The 19829-nt window shown below is 59.1% G+C and carries 14 protein-coding genes; 6 read left to right on the forward strand and 8 right to left on the reverse strand.

Annotated features, from left to right (window positions below):
- Nucleotides 1-1169, reverse strand: a 1169-nt coding sequence (locus JWR14_RS25760) for an aminotransferase class I/II-fold pyridoxal phosphate-dependent enzyme (RefSeq protein ID WP_299714055.1), incomplete at its 3' end; no start/stop codon positions are given.
- A gap of 127 nt (nucleotides 1170-1296) precedes the next feature.
- On the opposite strand from JWR14_RS25760, the gene JWR14_RS25765 reads away from it, so the two are divergent.
- Nucleotides 1297-2148, forward strand: a complete 852-nt coding sequence (locus JWR14_RS25765; RefSeq protein WP_299714058.1) for a LysR substrate-binding domain-containing protein — start codon at nucleotides 1297-1299, stop codon at nucleotides 2146-2148.
- 45 nt (nucleotides 2149-2193) lie between these two features.
- On the opposite strand, the gene JWR14_RS25770 is transcribed toward JWR14_RS25765, so the two are convergent.
- The 4 genes from JWR14_RS25770 to metE all read right to left on the reverse strand — a co-directional run bounded on the left by JWR14_RS25770 (nucleotide 2194) and on the right by metE (nucleotide 9865).
- Nucleotides 2194-5310 carry an EAL domain-containing protein gene (locus JWR14_RS25770; protein WP_299714061.1) on the reverse strand — a complete coding sequence of 1039 codons (3117 nt, stop codon included), beginning with the start codon at nucleotides 5308-5310 and terminating at the stop codon, nucleotides 2194-2196.
- The gene (locus tag JWR14_RS25775; protein ID WP_299714064.1) at nucleotides 5307-6101 is read right to left on the reverse strand and encodes a transporter substrate-binding domain-containing protein; all 795 of its coding nucleotides are present in this window, start codon (nucleotides 6099-6101) and stop codon (nucleotides 5307-5309) included. The genes JWR14_RS25770 and JWR14_RS25775 overlap by 4 nt, the downstream gene beginning before the upstream one ends.
- A gap of 710 nt (nucleotides 6102-6811) precedes the next feature.
- Nucleotides 6812-7216 (reverse strand): FKBP-type peptidyl-prolyl cis-trans isomerase, encoded by a 405-nt coding sequence (locus JWR14_RS25780; protein ID WP_299714067.1) that lies wholly within the window; start codon nucleotides 7214-7216, stop codon nucleotides 6812-6814.
- A gap of 354 nt (nucleotides 7217-7570) precedes the next feature.
- Nucleotides 7571-9865 carry a 5-methyltetrahydropteroyltriglutamate--homocysteine S-methyltransferase gene (gene metE / locus JWR14_RS25785; protein ID WP_299714070.1) on the reverse strand — a complete coding sequence of 765 codons (2295 nt, stop codon included), beginning with the start codon at nucleotides 9863-9865 and terminating at the stop codon, nucleotides 7571-7573.
- 89 nt (nucleotides 9866-9954) lie between these two features.
- On the opposite strand from metE, the gene JWR14_RS38630 reads away from it, so the two are divergent.
- Entirely contained in the window at nucleotides 9955-10146 is a 192-nt protein-coding gene (locus tag JWR14_RS38630; RefSeq protein WP_366144599.1) for a DUF3717 domain-containing protein, read from the forward strand.
- 97 nt (nucleotides 10147-10243) lie between these two features.
- On the opposite strand, the gene JWR14_RS25790 is transcribed toward JWR14_RS38630, so the two are convergent.
- Nucleotides 10244-11299: a HoxN/HupN/NixA family nickel/cobalt transporter gene (locus JWR14_RS25790; protein WP_299714073.1), complete on the reverse strand. Its 1056-nt coding sequence runs from the start codon at nucleotides 11297-11299 to the stop codon at nucleotides 10244-10246.
- Nucleotides 11300-11692: 393 nt separating this feature from the next.
- On the opposite strand from JWR14_RS25790, the gene JWR14_RS25795 reads away from it, so the two are divergent.
- The 4 genes from JWR14_RS25795 to JWR14_RS25810 are packed head-to-tail and all read left to right on the forward strand — an operon-like array spanning nucleotide 11693 to nucleotide 17217.
- Complete coding sequence (locus JWR14_RS25795; RefSeq protein WP_299714076.1) at nucleotides 11693-13090, forward strand: glutamine synthetase; 1398 nt, start codon at nucleotides 11693-11695, stop codon at nucleotides 13088-13090.
- Nucleotides 13091-13113: 23 nt separating this feature from the next.
- Nucleotides 13114-14505 carry an aldehyde dehydrogenase family protein gene (locus tag JWR14_RS25800; protein ID WP_299714146.1) on the forward strand — a complete coding sequence of 464 codons (1392 nt, stop codon included), beginning with the start codon at nucleotides 13114-13116 and terminating at the stop codon, nucleotides 14503-14505.
- Nucleotides 14506-14528: 23 nt separating this feature from the next.
- A complete protein-coding gene (locus JWR14_RS25805; RefSeq protein ID WP_299714079.1) occupies nucleotides 14529-15701 on the forward strand; it encodes an iron-containing alcohol dehydrogenase in 1173 nt (390 codons plus the stop codon).
- Nucleotides 15702-15738: 37 nt separating this feature from the next.
- The gene (locus JWR14_RS25810; RefSeq protein ID WP_299714082.1) at nucleotides 15739-17217 is read left to right on the forward strand and encodes a M81 family metallopeptidase; all 1479 of its coding nucleotides are present in this window, start codon (nucleotides 15739-15741) and stop codon (nucleotides 17215-17217) included.
- Nucleotides 17218-17251: 34 nt separating this feature from the next.
- On the opposite strand, the gene JWR14_RS25815 is transcribed toward JWR14_RS25810, so the two are convergent.
- Entirely contained in the window at nucleotides 17252-18223 is a 972-nt protein-coding gene (locus JWR14_RS25815) for a LysR family transcriptional regulator (RefSeq protein WP_299714085.1), read from the reverse strand.
- Nucleotides 18224-18371: 148 nt separating this feature from the next.
- Nucleotides 18372-19655 carry a cystathionine gamma-synthase family protein gene (locus tag JWR14_RS25820; protein ID WP_299714088.1) on the reverse strand — a complete coding sequence of 428 codons (1284 nt, stop codon included), beginning with the start codon at nucleotides 19653-19655 and terminating at the stop codon, nucleotides 18372-18374.
- Nucleotides 19656-19829: the final 174 nt, after the last annotated feature.

The following is a 19829-nucleotide window of genomic DNA, read 5'->3' on the forward strand; positions in this document are numbered from 1 at the left end:
GCCGCCCGCTTCACTTCATCAAGTGACGGAAAGGTCGGTGCAACGCGCAGATGCCGGTCCCGTGGATCGAGACCATGAGGGAACGCAGCGCCTGCCGGCGTCATCGCAATACCGGCGTCGGCGGCCAGCGCGACCGTGCGTTTAGCGAGACCATCGGGGCTGTAGAGGCTGATGAAATAGCCCCCTTGCGGCTCGGTCCAGGACACGCCCGGAAGATCCGCAAGGATCTCGGCGAAGGTCGTCGTCATGGCGTCAAACTTGGGTCGCAACAGCGCGCGATGCCGCTCCATCAATCCCTCCAATGCCTGCCGGTCCCGCAAAAACCGTACGTGCCGAAGTTGATTGAGTTTGTCCGGCCCAATGGTCCTGATACCCGAACAACGCTGCCACCAGTCGATGTTACGGCGCGACGATGCAACGAACGCCAGCGCAGCGCCCGCAATCGTAATCTTGGACAGCGACGCGAACACCAGCGCCCGATCCGGATGCCCTGCCGCCGCGCAAGCGTCGATCATGTTCAACGTGGTGTGCTTCTGCTCAGTCAGGTGATGGAACCGGTACGCGTCGTCCCAGAACAAGCGAAAGTCGGGGGCGGCTGTTGGCATCGAGGCGAGACGGTGAATCGTATCGGCGGAGTAGATTTCGCCGGTTGGGTTGCTATAGAGCGGCACGCACCAGATGCCCTTGATGGCCGGATCGCCGGCGACCTGTGCTTCGACAAAATCCATATCAGGGCCATTGCCGGTTAGCGGCACCGGGATCATGCGCACGCCAAGCGCCGCGCAGATCGAGAAATGGCGGTCATATCCCGGCACGGGGCAAAGGAACGCGACGTCGCCCTCATTGCGCCACGGCTTGCCGTCAGCCATGCCATGCAGGATGGCAAACGCCATGGCGTCATGCATCAACTCAAGACTGGAATTCCCCGCCGCCACCACCTGCTCGACAGCAGTCCCAAGCAGATCGGCGCCGAGTTCACGTGCTTCGGGCAGACCCAGGGCATGACCATAATTACGGCAATCGATACCATCGCGCGACATGAATTCGCCCGCTTTCAGCGCGTTGGCCAGTGCATCCGAGGAGAGATCAAGTTGTTCCGACGACGGCTTTCCGCGCGTCATATCGATTTTTATCCCGAGCTTCCTGAAATCATCGTAGGTCATCGACATCGTTTCTTTTCCGTCGTTTTCGCGTTGAGGGACGCCCAGTATGCAAGGCCCACCGGATTCAGGAAAGCGAGTTATATTGAAGACTTCGTTCAGTTTTTCTGATGCCTTCGACACCCCTCCGACACCCATGAAAACCTTCGACCTCGATGCGCTCTCCATGTTCGTTGCCGTTGCCGATACAGGCAGCTTCCTGCGCGGCGCAGCACTCGTGCATCGTTCCCAATCCGCCGTCAGTATGCAGATCAAGTCGCTGGAGGCGTCGCTGGGGAAGTCCTTGTTCTTACGCAAACCGCGCAATCTCACGCTGACGCAGGACGGCCATGTACTGCTCGCCTATGCGCGCCGGTTGCTTGCCTTGCGCGACGAAGCCTGGGCATCCATTGTTCGCCCGGACGTCAGGGGGCGGGTGGCAATTGGAGTACCGGACGACTACGCATCGTCTCTCCTGCCCTCCGTGTTGAGAAAATTTTCTGCGACTTACCCCAAGGTCGAGATCCAGGTGATCGGCATGCCGAGCAATGCGCTGGCGCCGCTCATCAAGGAAGGCAAGATCGATCTCGCGTGCATGACACGGATGAAGGGCTTGAGTGGTGACTTCATCCGGCTCGAACCGATGGTCTGGGCCGGTTGCGCGGTCGGCAACGAAGTATGGAAGGAACGGCCGTTGCCCATTGCCGTCTTCGCACCGGGCAGCGTTGCGCGGTCCAAGGCGATCCACGCGCTGGAACGGGCGAAGATCAGCTATCGCACGTCGTACGAAAGCCCGAGCCTGCTGGGCCTTTTCAGCATGGTCGAAGCGGGGCTTGCGATTGCCCCCCTGTCCCGATGCAGCATTCCTGAACGGTTTGTCCAACTCGGCAGCGCGGACGGCCTGCCTGCCCTGCCGGACCTGGAAATCGTGCTCGCGCGCAGCGCGGGATCGAACCGGCCGCCCTGTGATTTTTTAGCGGAACAGATCCTGACTGACTTGCGAATCTAAGCTGCTGCGAAACAATGCGGTCAGCTAACCGAACTATTCGAACTGTTATGCGCGGACCGCCTTCGGCTTCGTCCACCCCCTGCACGCAAACTCTTCAAATCCTTCAACGGGCAAAGGCCGGCAAAAATAGAAACCTTGATAAGCATGACAGCCGGCGCCGGCCAGGAAGTCGCGTTGCTCTTCGGTCTCCACGCCCTCGGCGATCACCCCCAAGCCCAGGCTTTGCGCCAGCGCGACAATCGTCCGGGCAATCGCCGCATCGTTCGGATCGATGAGCACGTCGCGCACGAATGACTGATCGATTTTCAATTGATCCAGAGGCAAGCGCTTCAAATACGAAAGCGACGAATAGCCAATACCGAAATCGTCGAGTGAAAAAACCACGCCCCGGGCCTTGAGTGCATGCATCTTTTCAATGATGTCCTGCACGTTGTCCACCAGCACGCTCTCGGTCAGTTCCAGCTTCAGCCGGTCAGGGTTGGCGCCCGTTCGACGGATGACGTTCAACACCTTGGCCACGAAGTCAGGCTCGCGGAACTGCTGCGCGCTGACATTGACTGCGATCGTCAGGTGGGACATGTCGGGCCGCATGGCCCACAACGCCAGTTGAGTACATGCGGTTTCGAGCACCCAGTTGCCCAACGCCAGGATCATCCCGGTCTCTTCAGCGAGGTGAATGAAATCGGCTGGCGGCACCAGACCGCGCTGGGGATGCTGCCAACGCACGAGTGCTTCGGCTCCAACGACTTTGTCCCCGTCGAGCACCTGCGCCTGGTAATGCAGCACGAACTGATTGCCCTCTATGGCCTTCCGCAAACCCGCCTCGAGCGCCGCCCGTTCCACTACCACGGTCTGCATGGCCGGGTCGAAGAAACACAGTGCGTTGCGCCCCAGTTCCTTCGACTTGTACATGGCGAGGTCCGCCTGTTTCAGGAGTTCGTCGATGGACGTCTGGTAGCCCCGGAACACGGTTGCGCCAATGCTGGCCGTACTGCGGTAATCGATGTCATCAAGCTGGTACGACTTGCCGAGAACATCGAGGATGATTTCGCCCACGCCTTCTGTCTGGCTGGCCGCTTCCTGCCACGTTTCATGCAGGCTGCCGAGCACCACCACGAACTCGTCGCCTCCAACCCGCGCCACGGTATCGCCCTCACGTACGCTGGCAGCCAGCCGCTGCGCCACTTGTTGAAGCAGCAGGTCTCCTTTGTCGTGGCCCAGGGTGTCGTTGAGCGTCTTGAAGTGATCCAGGTCGATGAACAGCAACGCCCCGCACGCACCACTTCGTGCGCTGAGCGTAATGGCCTGCGTCAGGCGATCCAGCAGCAACGTGCGGTTGGGCAAACGCGTGAGGGCATCGAAGAAAGCCAGCTCCTTGATGCGCTCTTCCGCGATCTTGCGTTCGGTAATGTCGTGATGCGTGCCCACATAGTGACTGACGACTCCGCCTTCGCCCGTCACCGCCGAGATCGTCAGCCATTTCGGATAGACCTCACCATTCTTGCGACGCCCCCAGATCTCACCTTGCCAGCCACCCATGCGGTGAATCGTCTCCCACATCTCGCCGAAAAATCCTTCGTCGTGATGATGCGAGCGGAGCAGTCGAGGTGTCTGGCCCACCGCCTCTTCAGCCGTGTAACCGGTGCACTCGGTGAACGCTGAATTGACCCGCAGGATGGTGTTGGTGGCATCGGTGACCATCATGGCTTCGAGCGAGTCGAAGGCGACCGCCGCAATCCGCAATTCGGCCTCGACCTGCTTGCGGTCGGTGATGTCGCGTCCGCTGGTCCGGAACCCCGTCAATACGCCTTTGGCGTCGGTGATCGGAACCCAGGAAACGGACAGCCAGACCAGCGTCCCGTCCTTGCGAACGCAGCGGAATTCGAGGTCGTCGCCGCGAGAGCCCTGGAGTCCCCTCAGGAACTCGGGAGCGACGCGGGCCATATCGTCGGGATGAATCAGCGTGCCGGCGAGATCGGGCATGGCCATGCATTCGTCGACGGTATAGCCGGTGTATTCCTTAACCGATGGATTGATCCAGCGCGGCTTGCCATCCGTTCCCCACCAGACTTCCCAGTTGACCGTGCAGTCCGCGATGGCCCGGAATTTCTCTTCACTCTCGCGCAACTCGCGGGTCATCTTGGAGGCCAGCCGCATCGCGCGACCGCGGCCGGTGACCATCAGCCACGCGAGGAGCGCCAGCAGCAGGCTCAGACCCGTGCCGGTGACCGCGATCAGTACTTCGGCGTTACGGCCGAAACGGCCCTTGAAGTCGTCGAGGGTCCTCATCGAGAGCGTCCAGTCATGCCCTCCAACCACCAGGTATTCACTGGCTGAAATGAGCGGCGGCCGATGCTGCTCTTCAGCGGCACGGGAACGATACAGCAAGGCCGCGGTGGACGGCTCGACGCCGTCGTAGATCGCTAACGCGAGGCCGGGCAGCGTATCGCCATAAAGACTGGCGATGACATCGTGCATGCGAAACGACGCGTACACCCAGCCGGCAAGATGCGCGCGACGCTCGGCGACGCCGTCGTGCGACTGGCCCCGGGTATAGATAGGCAAGTACATGATGAAGGCGGGTTTTGCATCCGGCCCGACGTCCACGCCGAGGCGGACTTTTCCAGAAACCGCCACCATGCCGGAATCGCGTGCCTTCTCCATGGCCTGCCGCCGCACAGGATCGGCCCAGGGATCTACTCCGAGCGGGGCGCGGTTGCTGAGCGCGGACGGTTCGCGCTGGATGATCGGCGCGTAGTTCTCCCGCAGGCCCTGCGGCTGGATGGTATAGCCGGTAAAACCCAACTGACGCATCGCGGCAATATGAGCGTTTCTTCGCGCCGCCGGCACCCAGTCGATAACCCCAATGGTCTGGATGCCGGAAAAATTGGCGTCGAGATTGAGCGCGCTGACGTAGTCGCGGAAGTTGTCGCGGTCCATCTGGTCGGTGGCCGCGAACAGGCCCTGCACACCGCGCAGCATCTGTTCATAAGTCGACATGCGCTGTTCGACGCGGCTGACCACGTCGCCCAGTGAAAAATTGAACTGGGAGAGTAACTCGTTGTGGGAAGCTTGCCGCTCGTGATCCCAGACGATCCACGTGACGCCGAGTGCGGCGGACAAGATCAGCAGGGGCAGCAATACCAGGCGAGCCCAGGTCACGGAGGTGCCTGGAAATCGACCATGGATTTAGCCAGATCGGGTTTGAAATACTTCTCGAAAATACGCAGCACGGTTCCGTCCGCGCGCATCTCGTTCACCAGCGCGCGCCACTTGTCCTGCTCGGCGGGTGACAGCGCCTTCTTTGACATGATCAGGCCATGCGGTATGGCGGGATCGTTGAACTCAATGATGGCGGTGACATCGCGGATCTTCTTTTCGTCGAGCGCGGGGTAATCGAAGGGCTCCATGATCATGCCCTGGATACGCTGGTGGATCAGCGCCTCGTAGAGCGGCGCCAGGCCGCCGGCCTGGCTGACGCGGTTCTCCGCCGCGAGCGTGTCGACCAGCTTGTTGGCGGAGTCGCTGTAGCGGAAGCTGCGGATCACGCCCAGTTGAAACTGGTCGCTGCGCTCGAAATCGGCAAGCTGATGCATGCCCGCGTCCTTGCGCACCAGCAAATAGTATTTGTTGCTGAAGTACCAGGCGAACGAAGCGAAGCGGTTGCGCTCGGCGTTGGCAATGCCGGACAAACTGAAATCGAGTGCGCCGGATTCGATCAATTGCCAGATGCGCGCCCGCGACATCAGGCTGACGGTAATCTGGCAGCCGCTGCGGCGGATCAGTTCGTCGGCGAAATCTTTATCGATACCCGTGTCGGTATCGGCGGAATAAAGCAGGCCGTGGTCGTGCAGCGCAAGCGTGAAGGGACGTGTGCAATCGGGACCTGCCGCGACCGCACGGCCGAGGCATAACATCACCAGTAGCAAGCCGCCCAGAGTGTGTCGGATCACAGCGTCGCCATGGTGGTGGAAGTGACTAAGATACAGCCCTCTTTTTATTAACACCGGTCGCGACGGCCTGTTTAGTGATTTTGGCCCTTCAACAACGGGTTATGCAGGGAGACTTTTTGCACGGCGCCTTTGGCATGCCCTATCTGTCACTTAAAAGACAGAAAATTGCTTATCCAGGCAGTCCCGGCAGGTAACCAGTTTAGTAAAAAATTGATACTACCCGCGAATTAATGTTACCGGACGCTTATTAAAACTGCAACAGAAGGGAATCGTTTGCGGACCGTGTTGTACCCATTGATTTGTACCAGCCCGACTATCCTGGCATTGGATTCCGGCTTGGTGGCGTAGGCTCCGACCTCTGGCCGTTGCTGCACTGAGCCTGCATTAAGCGCCCCAGCGCCTATCTTACGTGGTGCAAGTGACAGGTTCGTGTGCCCTGCTTTCCGATAATTTTACTTCGCACCCGTCAATCCTCTGACTGAAAATCGGGCTGTCTCGACAGTAAACGTATACGGCGCGTATAGGGCGTAAGCGCAGGGAGGGTTTTCCCATTGGAGTCGGATTAAGCACTCGCTACATCCATCAACCTATTTGATGGCACTACGCTGACGTTACACAGCTGTGCTATTGCGAAAAGCAAAAATTATCGCAATAGCACAGGACGCGCGATTCGCCTGATTGCGTTGAAGCGAATGCGCGTTGTACAGGCTCTAGTTGCCGATTTTCAGCAACTCGACTTCAAACGTCAGCGTGCTGTTCGGCGGAATCGGGCCTACGCCGCGTTCGCCGTATGCAGTTGCCGGCGGACACACGAGTTTGGCCTTGCCGCCAACCTTCATCTTCTGAAGGCCTTGCGTCCAGCACGGGACGACCTGACCGAGCGGGAACGATGCCGGCTGCCCACGCTTGTACGAGGAGTCGAATTCGGTGCCGTTCGCGAGCGTACCGCGATAGTTGACGGTCACGGTGTCAGCGGCGGTAGGCTGCGCGCCAGTGCCTTCCTTGATCTGCGTCACGGTGACGCCGGAGGGAAGCGTTTCAGTCGCGCCTGTGGCGGCATAAGCCGATGACGAAGCGATAAAAGCAAGAGTAAGCAGCAGCGATACTTTTTTCATAAGCGTCCAGAGCGTCCCGAAAGGGCGTGGTGAGTAAAGTACAAAGTCAACGAAGCCAAGCCAAATACATTAGCACGGACGGGCCACGGCATGGCAGAACCGCGCTTCTACGCGGTTCTTTACGGGTAAGCTCGGGTGGACTTCGGTGTGCCGCCGGGGTGCCCCAAGCGGGTCTTCTGCCCGTTTCGCCGCGCAAGGTCAGATGTGGGATGGCGTCATGGTGATGAGCGTCGCGGAGGGACCGCGGTGCCCACTGAACACTGTCCAGCAGCCGAGGCAAGCTGGTTAGAAGTCCCAAGCCGCAAGGGTGTGGCCAAGGCCGCCGGTGAAGGTACTAGTGGTGCTGACGGGCGCTCAGACTTCTGCTATTTCCTTACTTTTCGCAATCAACGCCTCTCGCACGGCGCGGGCCGCCAGAATCATGTTTGTCAATGCCGCCTCCGTCTCCGGCCACGCGCGCGTTTTCAAACCGCAGTCAGGGTTGACCCATAGATGCTCCGCAGGAATGACCTCGCATGCACGCTCAAGCAGGCGCTGCATCGTCGCAACGCTCGGCACCCGCGCCGCATGTGAGTCATAGACGCCAGGCCCGATTCCATTCGGGTAGACGAACGCACCGAAGCCGTCCAGCAGTTCCATTGAAGAGCGCGACGTCTCGATCGTGATCACGTCCGCATCCAGCGCTGCGATGGAGGGGAGAATGTCGTTGAACTCCGAATAACACATGTGGGTGTGAATCTGCGTTGCATCGGAGACGCCACTAGCGGCGATCTTGAAAGCCCGGGTTGCCCAGTCAAGGTAAGCGGGCCACTCGGCCTGACGCAATGGCAAGCCTTCGCGGAACGCCGGTTCATCGATCTGAATGATGCGGATGCCGGCCTTTTCAAGGTCCATTACCTCGTCGCGAATGGCCAGCGCAAGCTGCAGCGCCGTCGTTTCGCGGGGTTGATCGTCACGGACAAAAGACCACTGGAGCATGGTCACCGGTCCCGTAAGAATGCCTTTCATCACGCGGTCGGTCAGCGATTGCGCATGGCACATGTTGTCCACCGTCATGGGCTCCGGACGATAGATGTCGCCGTAAATGATGGGCGGCTTGACGCATCGCGAGCCGTAGTTCTGAACCCAGCCGTTCTCCGTCAGCGCAAATCCCCAAAGCTTCTCCGCGAAAAACTCGACCATGTCGTTACGTTCCGCTTCGCCATGCACGAGTACGTCGAGCCCGAGCTCCTCCTGCTTGCGCACTGCGGCCGTTATCTCCGCGCGCATGCGTTCCAGGTAATCGAGTGCGCCCAGTTCCCCGCGCCGGTACGCCGCGCGAGCTTGACGGATCGTTGTTGTCTGGGGGAACGAACCTATGGTCGTGGTGGGCAGGAGCGGAAGCCTGAGCGTATGTCGCTGCACCCGCTTGCGGATGACATAAGGACTTTTACGACTTGCCATCGCCTGGGTGATGGAAGCGGTCCTTCGCCGCACGAGGGTGTTGACGATCGAGTCCGAGTTGCGTCGCGTATCGAGCGCCGCGTTTGACGCGGCGAGCGCAGATCCGGCTTCTGCCGAATCACTTAACGCGAGCGCAATAGCAGCGACCTCATCAAGCTTCTCAGTCGCGAATGCAAGCCATGACGTCAAACGGCTATCGAGCCTTTTCTCGGAGGCAAGCGTGACCGGCACATGCAGCAACGAACAGGACGGCGCAATCCATAAGTTATCCGACCGTTCTTCACTCAGGCTCCGAAGCGAATCGACGATTTTACCGAGGTCTGCCCGCCAGATATTCCGACCATCGATCACACCTACCGACAGCACTTTGCCCGCTGGCAGCGCCGCGCGCCACGCGTCCAGTTGTTCGGGCGCCCTGATCAGGTCGATATGAACACCCTGCACAGGAAGTTCCGCGACGAGCGGTGCGTGGCGAGCGGTTGTGTCGAAATACGTGCCCAGCATGACCTTGCTGCCTGACGCGCCAAGCACATCGTAGGCGGCATGAAACGCCTCGATCCATTCGTCATCCAGGTCCAGGCACAGCGCCGGTTCGTCCAGTTGGAACCATTCAATCCCGCGTTGCTTCAACTGGTCGAGAATGCGCATATAGCGAATCACGAGCTTTGGCAGAAGTGAAAGCCGGTCAAAGCCGGGAACGGGGCTCTTGGATAGCCATAGGTACGTAATCGGGCCGATGAGAACCGGCTTGATGGAATGATCCAGTGTCAGCGCTTCATCGATTTCATCGAAGAACCAATCGACCCCGCCATTGAATGTGGTGCTCGGACCCAGCTCCGGCACAAGGTAGTGGTAGTTGGTGTCGAACCACTTGGTCATCTCCATGGCGGGCTGCGCCTGGTTGCCTCGCGCCAGCTCATAATATTGCGTGAGCGAGAGCGCCGACGGGTCAAATTCGAACCGCTCCGGCAACGCACCTAATAGCGCAGTCAGGTTCAGCATCTGGTCGTAGTAGGCGAAATCGCCGACCGCTATAAAATCCAGCTTCGCCGAGCGCTGCAACGACCAATGGCGCGCACGCAACGCCGCCGCGACGTTACGTACATGAGCTTCGTTGCACTCCCCGCGCCAGAAAGCCTCTTGCGCGAACTTGAGTTCGCGTTGCGCGCCGATGCGCGGAAAACCGTGTAGATGAGTGCGAGCCATGATGCGTCCTTAACCGAGTGGCCCACAGTCTGAATGCCGACGTGTTATTCAACAAGGGACATGTTTTCATCTTCCTATTAGTTTCGTTCATGTGGGGACAACTTGCGCAACCTTGCGACATCGTCAAAAATCGGACAGCGCGGCGGGAAGCGCGTGTGCTCGCCGATGTTTATGGGCAGATGATTTTTCCCCGAGCCGATGCAATCGACGCGGCCTCGCTTAACAGCGAGCAAATTCAGGCGCTGACGAGCGCCCTGGATCAACGCGGTGTGTCGCGTTAGCGGGTATGGAGAGTAAGGAGCGAAGCCGCCCGAATCCTGGGCGGCTGGCTTATGCGTCCAGCGGCTGCTCCCGCGGCTAACTTCTAGCGGCTAACTTCTAGCGGCTAACTTCCAGCTCGTCGAAACGCTTGGCGCGATAGATCAGGACCGACACGATCCAGCTAAAGGCAAAAATCCCGATGATGACAAAGCCCAGCGTGCCGAAATTATCGTTCAGGGTCCCTATGGCATCCCACACCGGACCTTGCAGCTTCAATTGATCTGCGAGCAGCCCAAGCGCTTCTATCCCGCCAATCACAATAGCCACGATCACGGACACCAGCGTGATGGTCATGTTGTAGTAGATTTTCCGGATCGGCTTAAGGTAGGCCCATCCGTAGGCGCCAAGCATCAGGTGACCGTCCAGCGTGTCTATCAGCGACATGCCGGCGCTGAACAGTACCGGGAACACCATGATCGCCCAGGGCGAGAGCCCTTGCGACGTCTGGGTTGCCGCTATGCCGAGCAAGCCAATTTCCGTCGCTGTATCGAATCCGAGACCGAACAGGAAACCTAGCGGGTACATTTGCCAGCTTCGCGTGATCATGCGAAATAGCGGGCGAAAGAGGCGAGCCAGAAATCCACGATCGGCCAAAAGCAGATCGAAATCGTCGTCAACGTACGCGCCGCCACTCCTGATGTTGCGCCACGCTTTATAGATCGACCTAAGGATAATCAGGTTCATCAGGGCAATCGCGAACAGGAATAACGCCGACACCAGCGTGCCGACCACGCCTCCGATTTCCTTGTAGTGGTCGAACCGCCCTTGCATGGCCGACGTTGCAACAGCCACCCCGACAGACGCGAGCACGACCACGGTCGAGTGCCCAAGGGAAAAGAAGAAGCCGACGGCAACGGGGCGTTTTTTCTCCTGCATAAGCTTGCGGGTGACATTGTCAATAGCTGCTATATGGTCGGCATCCACCGCATGACGCAGGCCGAATCCGTAGGCCAGCAAGGCGGTTCCCAGAAGTACCGGATGATGGCGGAACGCCACGAGTGCCCAAACCCAGGCGAGGACATTGATCGCAATCAGTAAGCCGTAAATGCCGAAAAGCTTGCTCCGTACCTTGGCGCCCGAGTCGTTAAAGATCTGTACCAGTCGAGTAATCAATGGAAACCCTTTGGGAATGCGCGTCCCGCTTGAAGTAATTTTTAACTTCATACACAAGAGTTGTGCCAATGGCAAGGATGCCTTGGTCGAAGGGGTTACGAAAGGTCTTTAGCAACAATTGGCAGGGTGAGCAGCGGCGCGGGAACGCCCTAAAGTGGCGCTGAACGAGCGGAGATTGGGCGCGCTCGCACCAGTAGCAAGCCCAGCCATCCGCCGGGTAGCGCGGGTTGCCTCAGCCATCTCGCGGGGTTGCGACCACCCTCGCCCACAAGGCACCGAGTATTACCCCAGCCGATCAACACCATAACCAATACCGATTGTTGTTGATCTGCAATTTTCTCGTTCCTAAGATGAATCAGCCGAAAAAAAAGCGATAACACGGAGACACTGATTATGGATGCGCAAGCGAAGCCCGAACGGGCAATCAAGACAGTGGAAGATGCGATTCGTCTGGTGGAGGCGAGCAGGCTGACGCATATCAAAGTGGGCCTGTCCGATATCGACGGTATCTTGCGCGGGAAATATCTGCGCAAGGATAAATTCCTCGGAGCACTGCGTTCGGGATTCGCCTTCTGCAATGTCGTATTGGGCTGGGACGCCGACGACCAGATGTACGACAACACGAAATACACCGGCTGGCACACGGCCTATCCGGACGCCATGGTGCGCATCGTACCGGAGAGCTGCCGGCGTTTGCCGCTGGAACAGGGCGACGGCGAAGACATGCTGTTCTTCCTTGCCGAATTTGTTGGGGATGCCGAAGCAATTTGCCCACGGGGCTTGTTGCAACGGGTATTGAAGCGCGCAAGCGACATGGGATTCGAGGCTTCTGCCGCGCTTGAATATGAATTCTTCATGTTTGAGGAAACGCCCCATTCGGTGCGCGAAAAAAACTACCGCGACCTGAAGAACTGGACGCCGGGCAATTTCGGCTACTCGGTACTGCGCAGTACGGTCGAAGGCGATTTTTATCGGCAATTGCTCGATATGTGCGAGCAGATGGACATGCCGATCGAGGGCCTGCATACCGAAACCGGTCCCGGCGTGCTGGAGGCTGCGCTTGCGGTCGACGGCGCGTCCGAGATGGCGGACAAGGCCATATTGTTCAAGACATTTACCAAGGCGCTGGCTCAGAAAAATAATCTGATGGCGACCTTCATGGCGAAATGGTCGCATGACCACCCAGGACAGAGCGGTCATATCCATTTGTCCTTGCGTGAGGCGAGCACGGGCAAGTCGGCGTTTTACGACGAAAGCCGTCCTTACAATATGAGCGTCAAGCAGGCCAGTTTCATGGCGGGGGTGCAACGCTACCTGCCCGAATTCATGTCGATGTTCGCGCAGACCGTCAATAGCTATTCACGGCTGGTGCCGGGCTATTGGGCGCCGCTGGATGCAACATGGGGCGTTGAGAATCGAACGACAGCCTTGCGGCTGATCCCGGGTTCGGAAAAATCTCAGCGCGTTGAAGTCCGCATTGGTTCGGCCGACGCGAATCCCTACATTGCATTGGCAGCCGCTTTGGGCGCCGGCTTGCATGGCATCGAACAGGGTCTGGATCCAGGGCAGATCGTCGAGGGCAACGCCTATACGCAGGAATTCCCCGCCCATCTGAAATTGCCTTGCACGTTGTGGGAGGCCGCACAGCGACTGCGCCATTCGGAAGCCGCGAAGACTTTGTTTGGCGAAGCATTCGTCGAGCATTTTGTCGCGACCCGCGAATGGGAAGAGCGACAGTTCCGACGGCATGTCACCGATTGGGAACTAGCCCGCTATTTCGAGATTATCTGAGTCCAAACATCCAAGCCAATATGATGAAAGAAGAACTGATTACCATTAGCCCGATTGACGGCAGCGAATTCGTGCGCCGGCCTTATGCGAGCGAATCGCAGATTCAGCAGACGCTACAGCGCGCGAAAACTGCCCAGAAGGCGTGGGCTGCACGACCGCTCTCGGAGCGGCTGGCGCTGGTTGGTCAGGCCGTAGAACACTTCGTCCAAAACAAGGCAGCCATCGCCGAGGCGATTACGCGTCAGATGGGACGCCCGTTGCGCTACACCGCCGGCGAAGTGGACGGCTTTGCCTCGCGGGCGCGCCACATGATGGCGATTGCCGAAGATGCATTGAAGCTCGTGCAAGTGGTCCCGCAGGAAGGCTTTACCCGTTTTATATCGCGTGAGCCGGTTGGTGTTGTGCTCACCATCGCGCCGTGGAATTACCCCTTGCTGACGGCAGTCAATAGTATTGTCCCGGCATTGCTCGCGGGCAACGCCGTGATTCTCAAGCACTCCGACCAAACACCATTGTGCGCCGAGCTCATTCACCAGGCCTTTGTCCAGGCTGAATTGCCCGAGGGTGTGTTTCAGTATCTGCATGTGGATCATGAACGTGTGCGTCGATTGATACACGCGAACGAGATCGGCTTTGTCTGTTTCACCGGTTCGGTGGGCGGGGGACGCATTGTCGAGGAAGCGGCGGCCGGGCGGTTTATTGGGGTTGGGCTGGAACTGGGCGGTAATGATCCGGCCTACGTGCGAAGCGATGCCAATCTCGACTACGCAGTAGAGACGCTGGTCGACGGCGCCTTCTTCAATTCGGGCCAGTCATGCTGCGGTATCCAAAGAATTTATGTGGCTCAGCCTCTGTACAAGGATTTTATCGAGCGCGCGGTGGCGCTCACGAATCAATATGTGCTGGGCAATCCGCTTGATGCGCAAACTACGCTTGGACCGGTAGTCCGTACCGCAGCAGCCGACGGGGTGCGGACCGTAATCGCCGAGGCACTCGCCAAAGGCGCTAAAAATCTGATCGACGAAACTCGGTTCGGCATGTCGCACGCCGGCACACCCTATGTGGCGCCGGGCGTGTTTGTGGATGTCGATCACGGCATGACGCTGATGAACGATGAGTGTTTCGGCCCGGTGGTTGGCATCATGCCGGTGTCCGGAGATGAACAAGCCATCGAACTGATGAACGACAGCCCCTACGGTTTGACGGCCAGTGTGTTCACGAGCGACGAAGAAGCCGCGCTATCGATCGGCCGCCGTGTAGAAACCGGCACCTTCTTCATGAACCGCTGCGACTATCTCGACCCTGCACTGGCCTGGACCGGAGTGAAGAATACCGGCCGAGGTGTGACCTTGTCGGCAATCGGATACGAGCACCTGACACGAGCCAAATCTTTTCATCTGAAAACCCGTCTCTGAACGGATCATCGAAGGAATTTCGTATGTCACATCCGTCACTTCCCTCCGCAAACTGGAATTACCCGACCGCAGTCAAGGTCGGCGCAGGCCGGATCCGCGAATTGCCGCAATGGTGTCAAAGCCTGGGCATGCGCCGGCCGTTGTTGATTACCGACCCGGGTCTGGCCGCATTGCCGCTGATCGGCAGCGTCCTGGATCACTGCCGGTCCGCCGGTCTGGAGTGCGGACTGTTTCACGAGATCAAGGGCAATCCGACCGGCAAGAATGTCGACGATGGCGTGGCCATATTCAAGGCCGGCGGCCATGACGGTGTGATCGCCTTCGGCGGCGGCTCGGCTCTTGATGCAGCCAAGGCCGTGGCGCTAATGGTTGGGCAGGATCGTCCATTGTGGGATTTCGAAGACATCGGCGACAACTATCTACGCGTCTATGTGGCCGGCATGGCGCCCGTTGTTGCCGTACCCACCACGGCCGGGACCGGCTCGGAAGTCGGGCGAGCATCGGTGATCACCGACGACCACGCTCATGTAAAACGCATCATATTCCACGCAAACATGCTGCCCTCGGTCGTCATTCTCGACCCCGAGTTGACGGTCGGCTTGCCGGCCAAGCTGACAGCGGCGACCGGCATGGATGCGCTCTCGCATAACCTCGAAGCCTATTGTTCACCGTTTTATCATCCGATGGCGACTGGCATCGCGGTCGAAGGCATTCGCCTGATCAAGCAGTATCTGCCGCGTGCCGTCAAGGACGGCCAGGACCTCGATGCACGCCTGCAAATGCTGGTGGCGTCGAGTATGGGCGCCACCGCATTTCAGCGTGGCCTGGGCGCGATGCATGCGCTGGCGCATCCTCTGGGCGCGCTGTATGACGCCCACCACGGCATGCTCAACGCCATCCTGATGCCGTATGTGCTCAAGGCCAACGAATCGGCGATCTCGGACCGGATCGAACTGTTGGCGCGCTATCTTGAACTGGCGCAGCCGTCGTTCACCTCCTTCCTCGACTGGGTCCTGATGATGCGCGACACATTGGGCATTCCCCATACGCTGAGCGAGATCGGCATTGATGGCAGCAATGCGGCAAAGGTCGGCGAAATGGCCGTGGCTGATGGGTCAGCCGGGACCAACCCGATCCCGTTCAGCGACGCCGAGTACAGCCGCATTTTCGTGACGGCGGTAGAGGGCTTGCTGTAAAGCCAGTTGATTTGATCAGTGTTATCGAGGGGATGGTGTGGCAAGAATCGGGATCGCTGGCTTTCTACATGAGACGAATACCTTTGCCGCCAGCCGGGCGAGTTTTGCTACTTTCGTCGAGGCAGACGCGTGGCCCGGCTTGCTCGTTGGCGAGGAGATGTTCAGTGCGGTCTCGGGCGTCAATCTGGCAATAGACGGTTTCATACAAGCTGCGCGCACATCGCACGAACTCGTCCCGCTATTGTGGGCCTCGGCCAACCCCAGCGGTCCCGTGACGCAGGATGCATTCGAAGCGATTGCCTTCATGCTCGACCGGATGATCCGCGATGCAGGCCGGTTGGACGCGCTGTTTCTCGATCTGCATGGCGCGATGGTCAGCGAGCATCTGGAGGACGGTGAGGGGGAGTTGCTGCGACGCCTTCGGCGACGAGTCGGCTGCACGATGCCGATAGTCGCGGCGCTCGATTTTCACGCCAATATCACGCCGGCCATGATCGAACATGCCAGCGGCCTGCTGCCGTACCGCAGCTATCCGCATGTCGACATGGCGCAGACAGGGCAGCGTGCACACGTGCTGCTCGACCGGTTGCTCGCCGGCGAAGTGTTGCACAAGGGCTATCGCCAGGTACCTTTTCTGATTCCCATGCCTTGGCAAAGCACCTTGAGCGAACCGATGCGTGGTTTGGTGGCGCTTGGTGAATCGCTCGCGTCGGAACAGGTTTTTGCGGCCGACTTTGTGCCGGGTTTTCCGCTCGCCGATATCCAACAAAGTGGGCCTAGCGTGATTGCCTATGGCGCCAATCAGAGGGCGGTCGAGTCAGCGGTTGAATCTTTAACACAGGCTGTTCTGACTAGACGGGCGGACTTCGGCGGGCGTCTCTATCTGCCGGCCGAGGCGGTCGCGCACGCGCTTGAGCAGGGCCTGCGACCGGGGGGCGGTACGGTCATCCTCGCCGATACCCAGGATAATCCGGGCGGCGGCGGTGGCGGCGATACCACCGATATCCTGCACGAACTGTTGCGGCAAAAAGCGCAGCGGGTTTGCGCCGGGGTCGTGTGCGATGCCGGATTTGTCGAAGCAGCAACGCACGCGGGAATCAGCGCCGTTATCTATGTCCCGCTGGGCGGGGTCGGAGGTTTGGGCGCAGGGCCGGTGCAAGCGCCATTCGAGGTGCTTGCACTGGGAAGCGGCCGTTTCACCGGCACAGGGCCCTTCTACCATGGCTGCCACATGGATCTGGGGGCGATGGCCCGGGTGCGCTGCGGCGGCCCGCATGGGATTGAAATCGTGGTGTCGAGCCGCAAACAGCAGGCTGCCGATCAGGCCATGTTCCGTCATGTCGGCGCCGATCCAGCCGATTACCGCATTCTGGTTCTAAAGAGCTCAGTACATTTTCGAGCCGACTTTGCCGCGTTGGCAGACGAGATTCTGGTGGTCGCCGCGCCCGGTATCAATGTCGCGGATTTGCGCCAACTGCGTTATGAAAAATTGAGGCCGGGCGTCACGCTGCTTTGAAGTAAGCGCGGCACGTCAGCTTCATCAGCTTGTTTCAGCCCAACACAATAGACGGCAGCACCCACGGCGCATTCGCCTCGATGACTGGCAGGAAGCGCTTTTTCAGCAATTCCACGCTGTCCTGCGCGAGTTGCTGCGGCAGCAAGCCGAGATCGTCCTGGCGGGCGACCATGGTCAGTTCGCGGAAGAACTCTTCGCCGGGAATCGGGGACAAGCGAAACGCCGGGGAAAACTTATTGTCCAGCGTCAGCCCCGACTGCAACAAGCATAGCGGCGTGGTGATGGTCCAGCCGGCATTGGCCATCACCAGGGACATGATGGCGAACGTATTGTCGAGTTGCAGTCGCAGCGGTGGTTGAATCCCCCATTTCTCCAACTGGGTTTCAATGCTGCGGCCAATGACGGTCGTATTGCTATAGCGAATGAAGTCGCCTCTGACCAGGAGATTGCGCAAAGAGGGAACAGGTCCTTTGAAGTCACCGGGCAAAACCAGCACAAAAGGTTCGCGCAAGATACGCTGCCGGTATAGCAAAGGGTTCTTTGACACAACGTCATCGGAAATGATGATGTCCACCCGCCTGGACAACAACGCTTCGGCATGTTGATGCGATTGACCCGTCACCATCGACCAGTTGGCGGTGCGCTGCCGTATCGCGACCAGCAGATCGGCGCCAATGCTGGTCGCCATGGAATCGACCAGTGCAATCCGAATATGCTTGAGCGGTTCACCGAGGGGTTTGCGGAACTCCTGACTCAAATGCCTGGCGTCATCCAGCAGCGTACAGGCCCGGTTGTAAAACTGGCGCCCTATGGGTGTCAGCATTGGCGGCCGCTGCGAGCGATCCAGTAATTGCAGATTGAGTGTTTGTTCCAGATTCGACAGCGTTTGAGAGACTGACGATTGCGTGATGCTCAGCCGTTGACCGGCCGCCGTCATGCCGCCGGATTCGACGACAAGCACGAAGACCTCAAGCGCCTTCAGATCGAAAGAAATGCCATTTTGCATAAGACCGGCTGATGAGCCGCAGCAGGAAGTGGCCGGGAACGGACGGGTTGTATCACACCTCGGCCTAGTTTAACCGCAGTGAGCAGCGGCGCAAAAGGTGATCTGAAAACGCGCCGCAGCTCGGGGCTGCCAAGGTCTTGCAATGCAGTCAACAATGCTCCAGCGCGTTCGACAAATCAGCGATAAGGTCATCCGGATGTTCGAGCCCGACCGAGACACGAATCAATCCTTCCGACACGCCCGCTGCAGCGCGAGCCTCAATGGGTACGCCGGAATGCGTTGTCGACGCCGGATGACAGATCAATGATTCCGTGCCACCCAGGCTAACGGCCGACTTGAACAGCTCCAGACTATTGATCAACCTGAAAGCCTGTTCGCGGCCCCCATCGAGTACAAACGCGAACGTCGATCCCGGGCCGGTGCATTGACTTCGATACACGGCCTGGTATGCAGGGTCGTCGTTTAGTTCAGGATGCAGGACCTTGACCGGTCGATGAGGATTGCTCGCCAGCCATTGCGCGACGGCGGTGCCGCTTCGGGCAGCCTGCTCCATGCGCAGGACCAGTGTTTCCATTGAGCGCGTGATCATCCACGATGAGTGCGGGTCAAGTTGCGAGCCAAGTGCACTCCGGATCGAACGCACCTTGGTGACAAGGCTGCGGCTGCCTGTCACGCCGCCCGCAACCAGATCGCTATGCCCGCCAACGTACTTCGTCAGGGAATACACGCAGAGGTCGATGCCTTGCTTGACCGGCTTCTGATACAACGGCCCGAGCAGCGTGTTGTCGCACACCGATAGCGGACGATAGCCGTGGCGCGTCTCGAAGGCATCGATCTCTTGACGCAGCCCCTCAAGATCGAACAACGCATTCGTTGGATTAGCCGGCGTCTCGATGTAGCACATCCGCACCTTGCCTTTTTGCGCGGCGGCTTCGAGCGCATGGCGAATGGCTTCCGGTGAAAGACCATCGTCGATCACTTGCGACGTGATGCCCCACTCCGGCAGAAACTTTGCGATCAGTGTTTCCGTCCCGCCGTATAGCGGCGCGGACTGCACGACGCAGTCTCCTGGCCGCAAGAACGCCAGCAAGACCGCTGCGATGGCGGACATGCCGCTCGACGTCACGACAGCCGATTCGGAGTCGTCCAGAAGCGCAAGCCGATCCTCCACGATCTCCAGGTTCGGATGGTTGAAACGGCTATAGACCAGTCCCGCGCTTTCACCTTCCGGTGAAGGCTTGCGGCCTGAAACCATATCGAAGAAATCGGCGCCATCTTCTGCTGTTCGAAAGGCAAACGTCGACGTCAGGAACACGGGTGGCTTGACCGATCCTTCAGAGAGGAAAGGATCGTAGCCGTAGGACATCATCTGTGTCTGGGGATGCAGTTCGCGGTCGCCAATCTTGCGCTTATGGTAGTTGCGATAGGCCATGGTTGCTCCAAACGAGGTTTTACCGACGGTCGAACGTTGCACGCAGCCTTGGCGTGTTAGCCCGCGGCAATGCGAGATCATGCTACTCCATGGTAGTCATTAGCCCATACAAGCAAAGCGTGCGCCGCCTGAAAAAACGGCCGCCCGAAGGCGGCCGTCTGTTCATGCACATGC

The sequence above is a fragment of the Caballeronia sp. genome (assembly GCF_028292365.1).
Classification (GTDB): Bacteria; Pseudomonadota; Gammaproteobacteria; order Burkholderiales; family Burkholderiaceae; genus Caballeronia.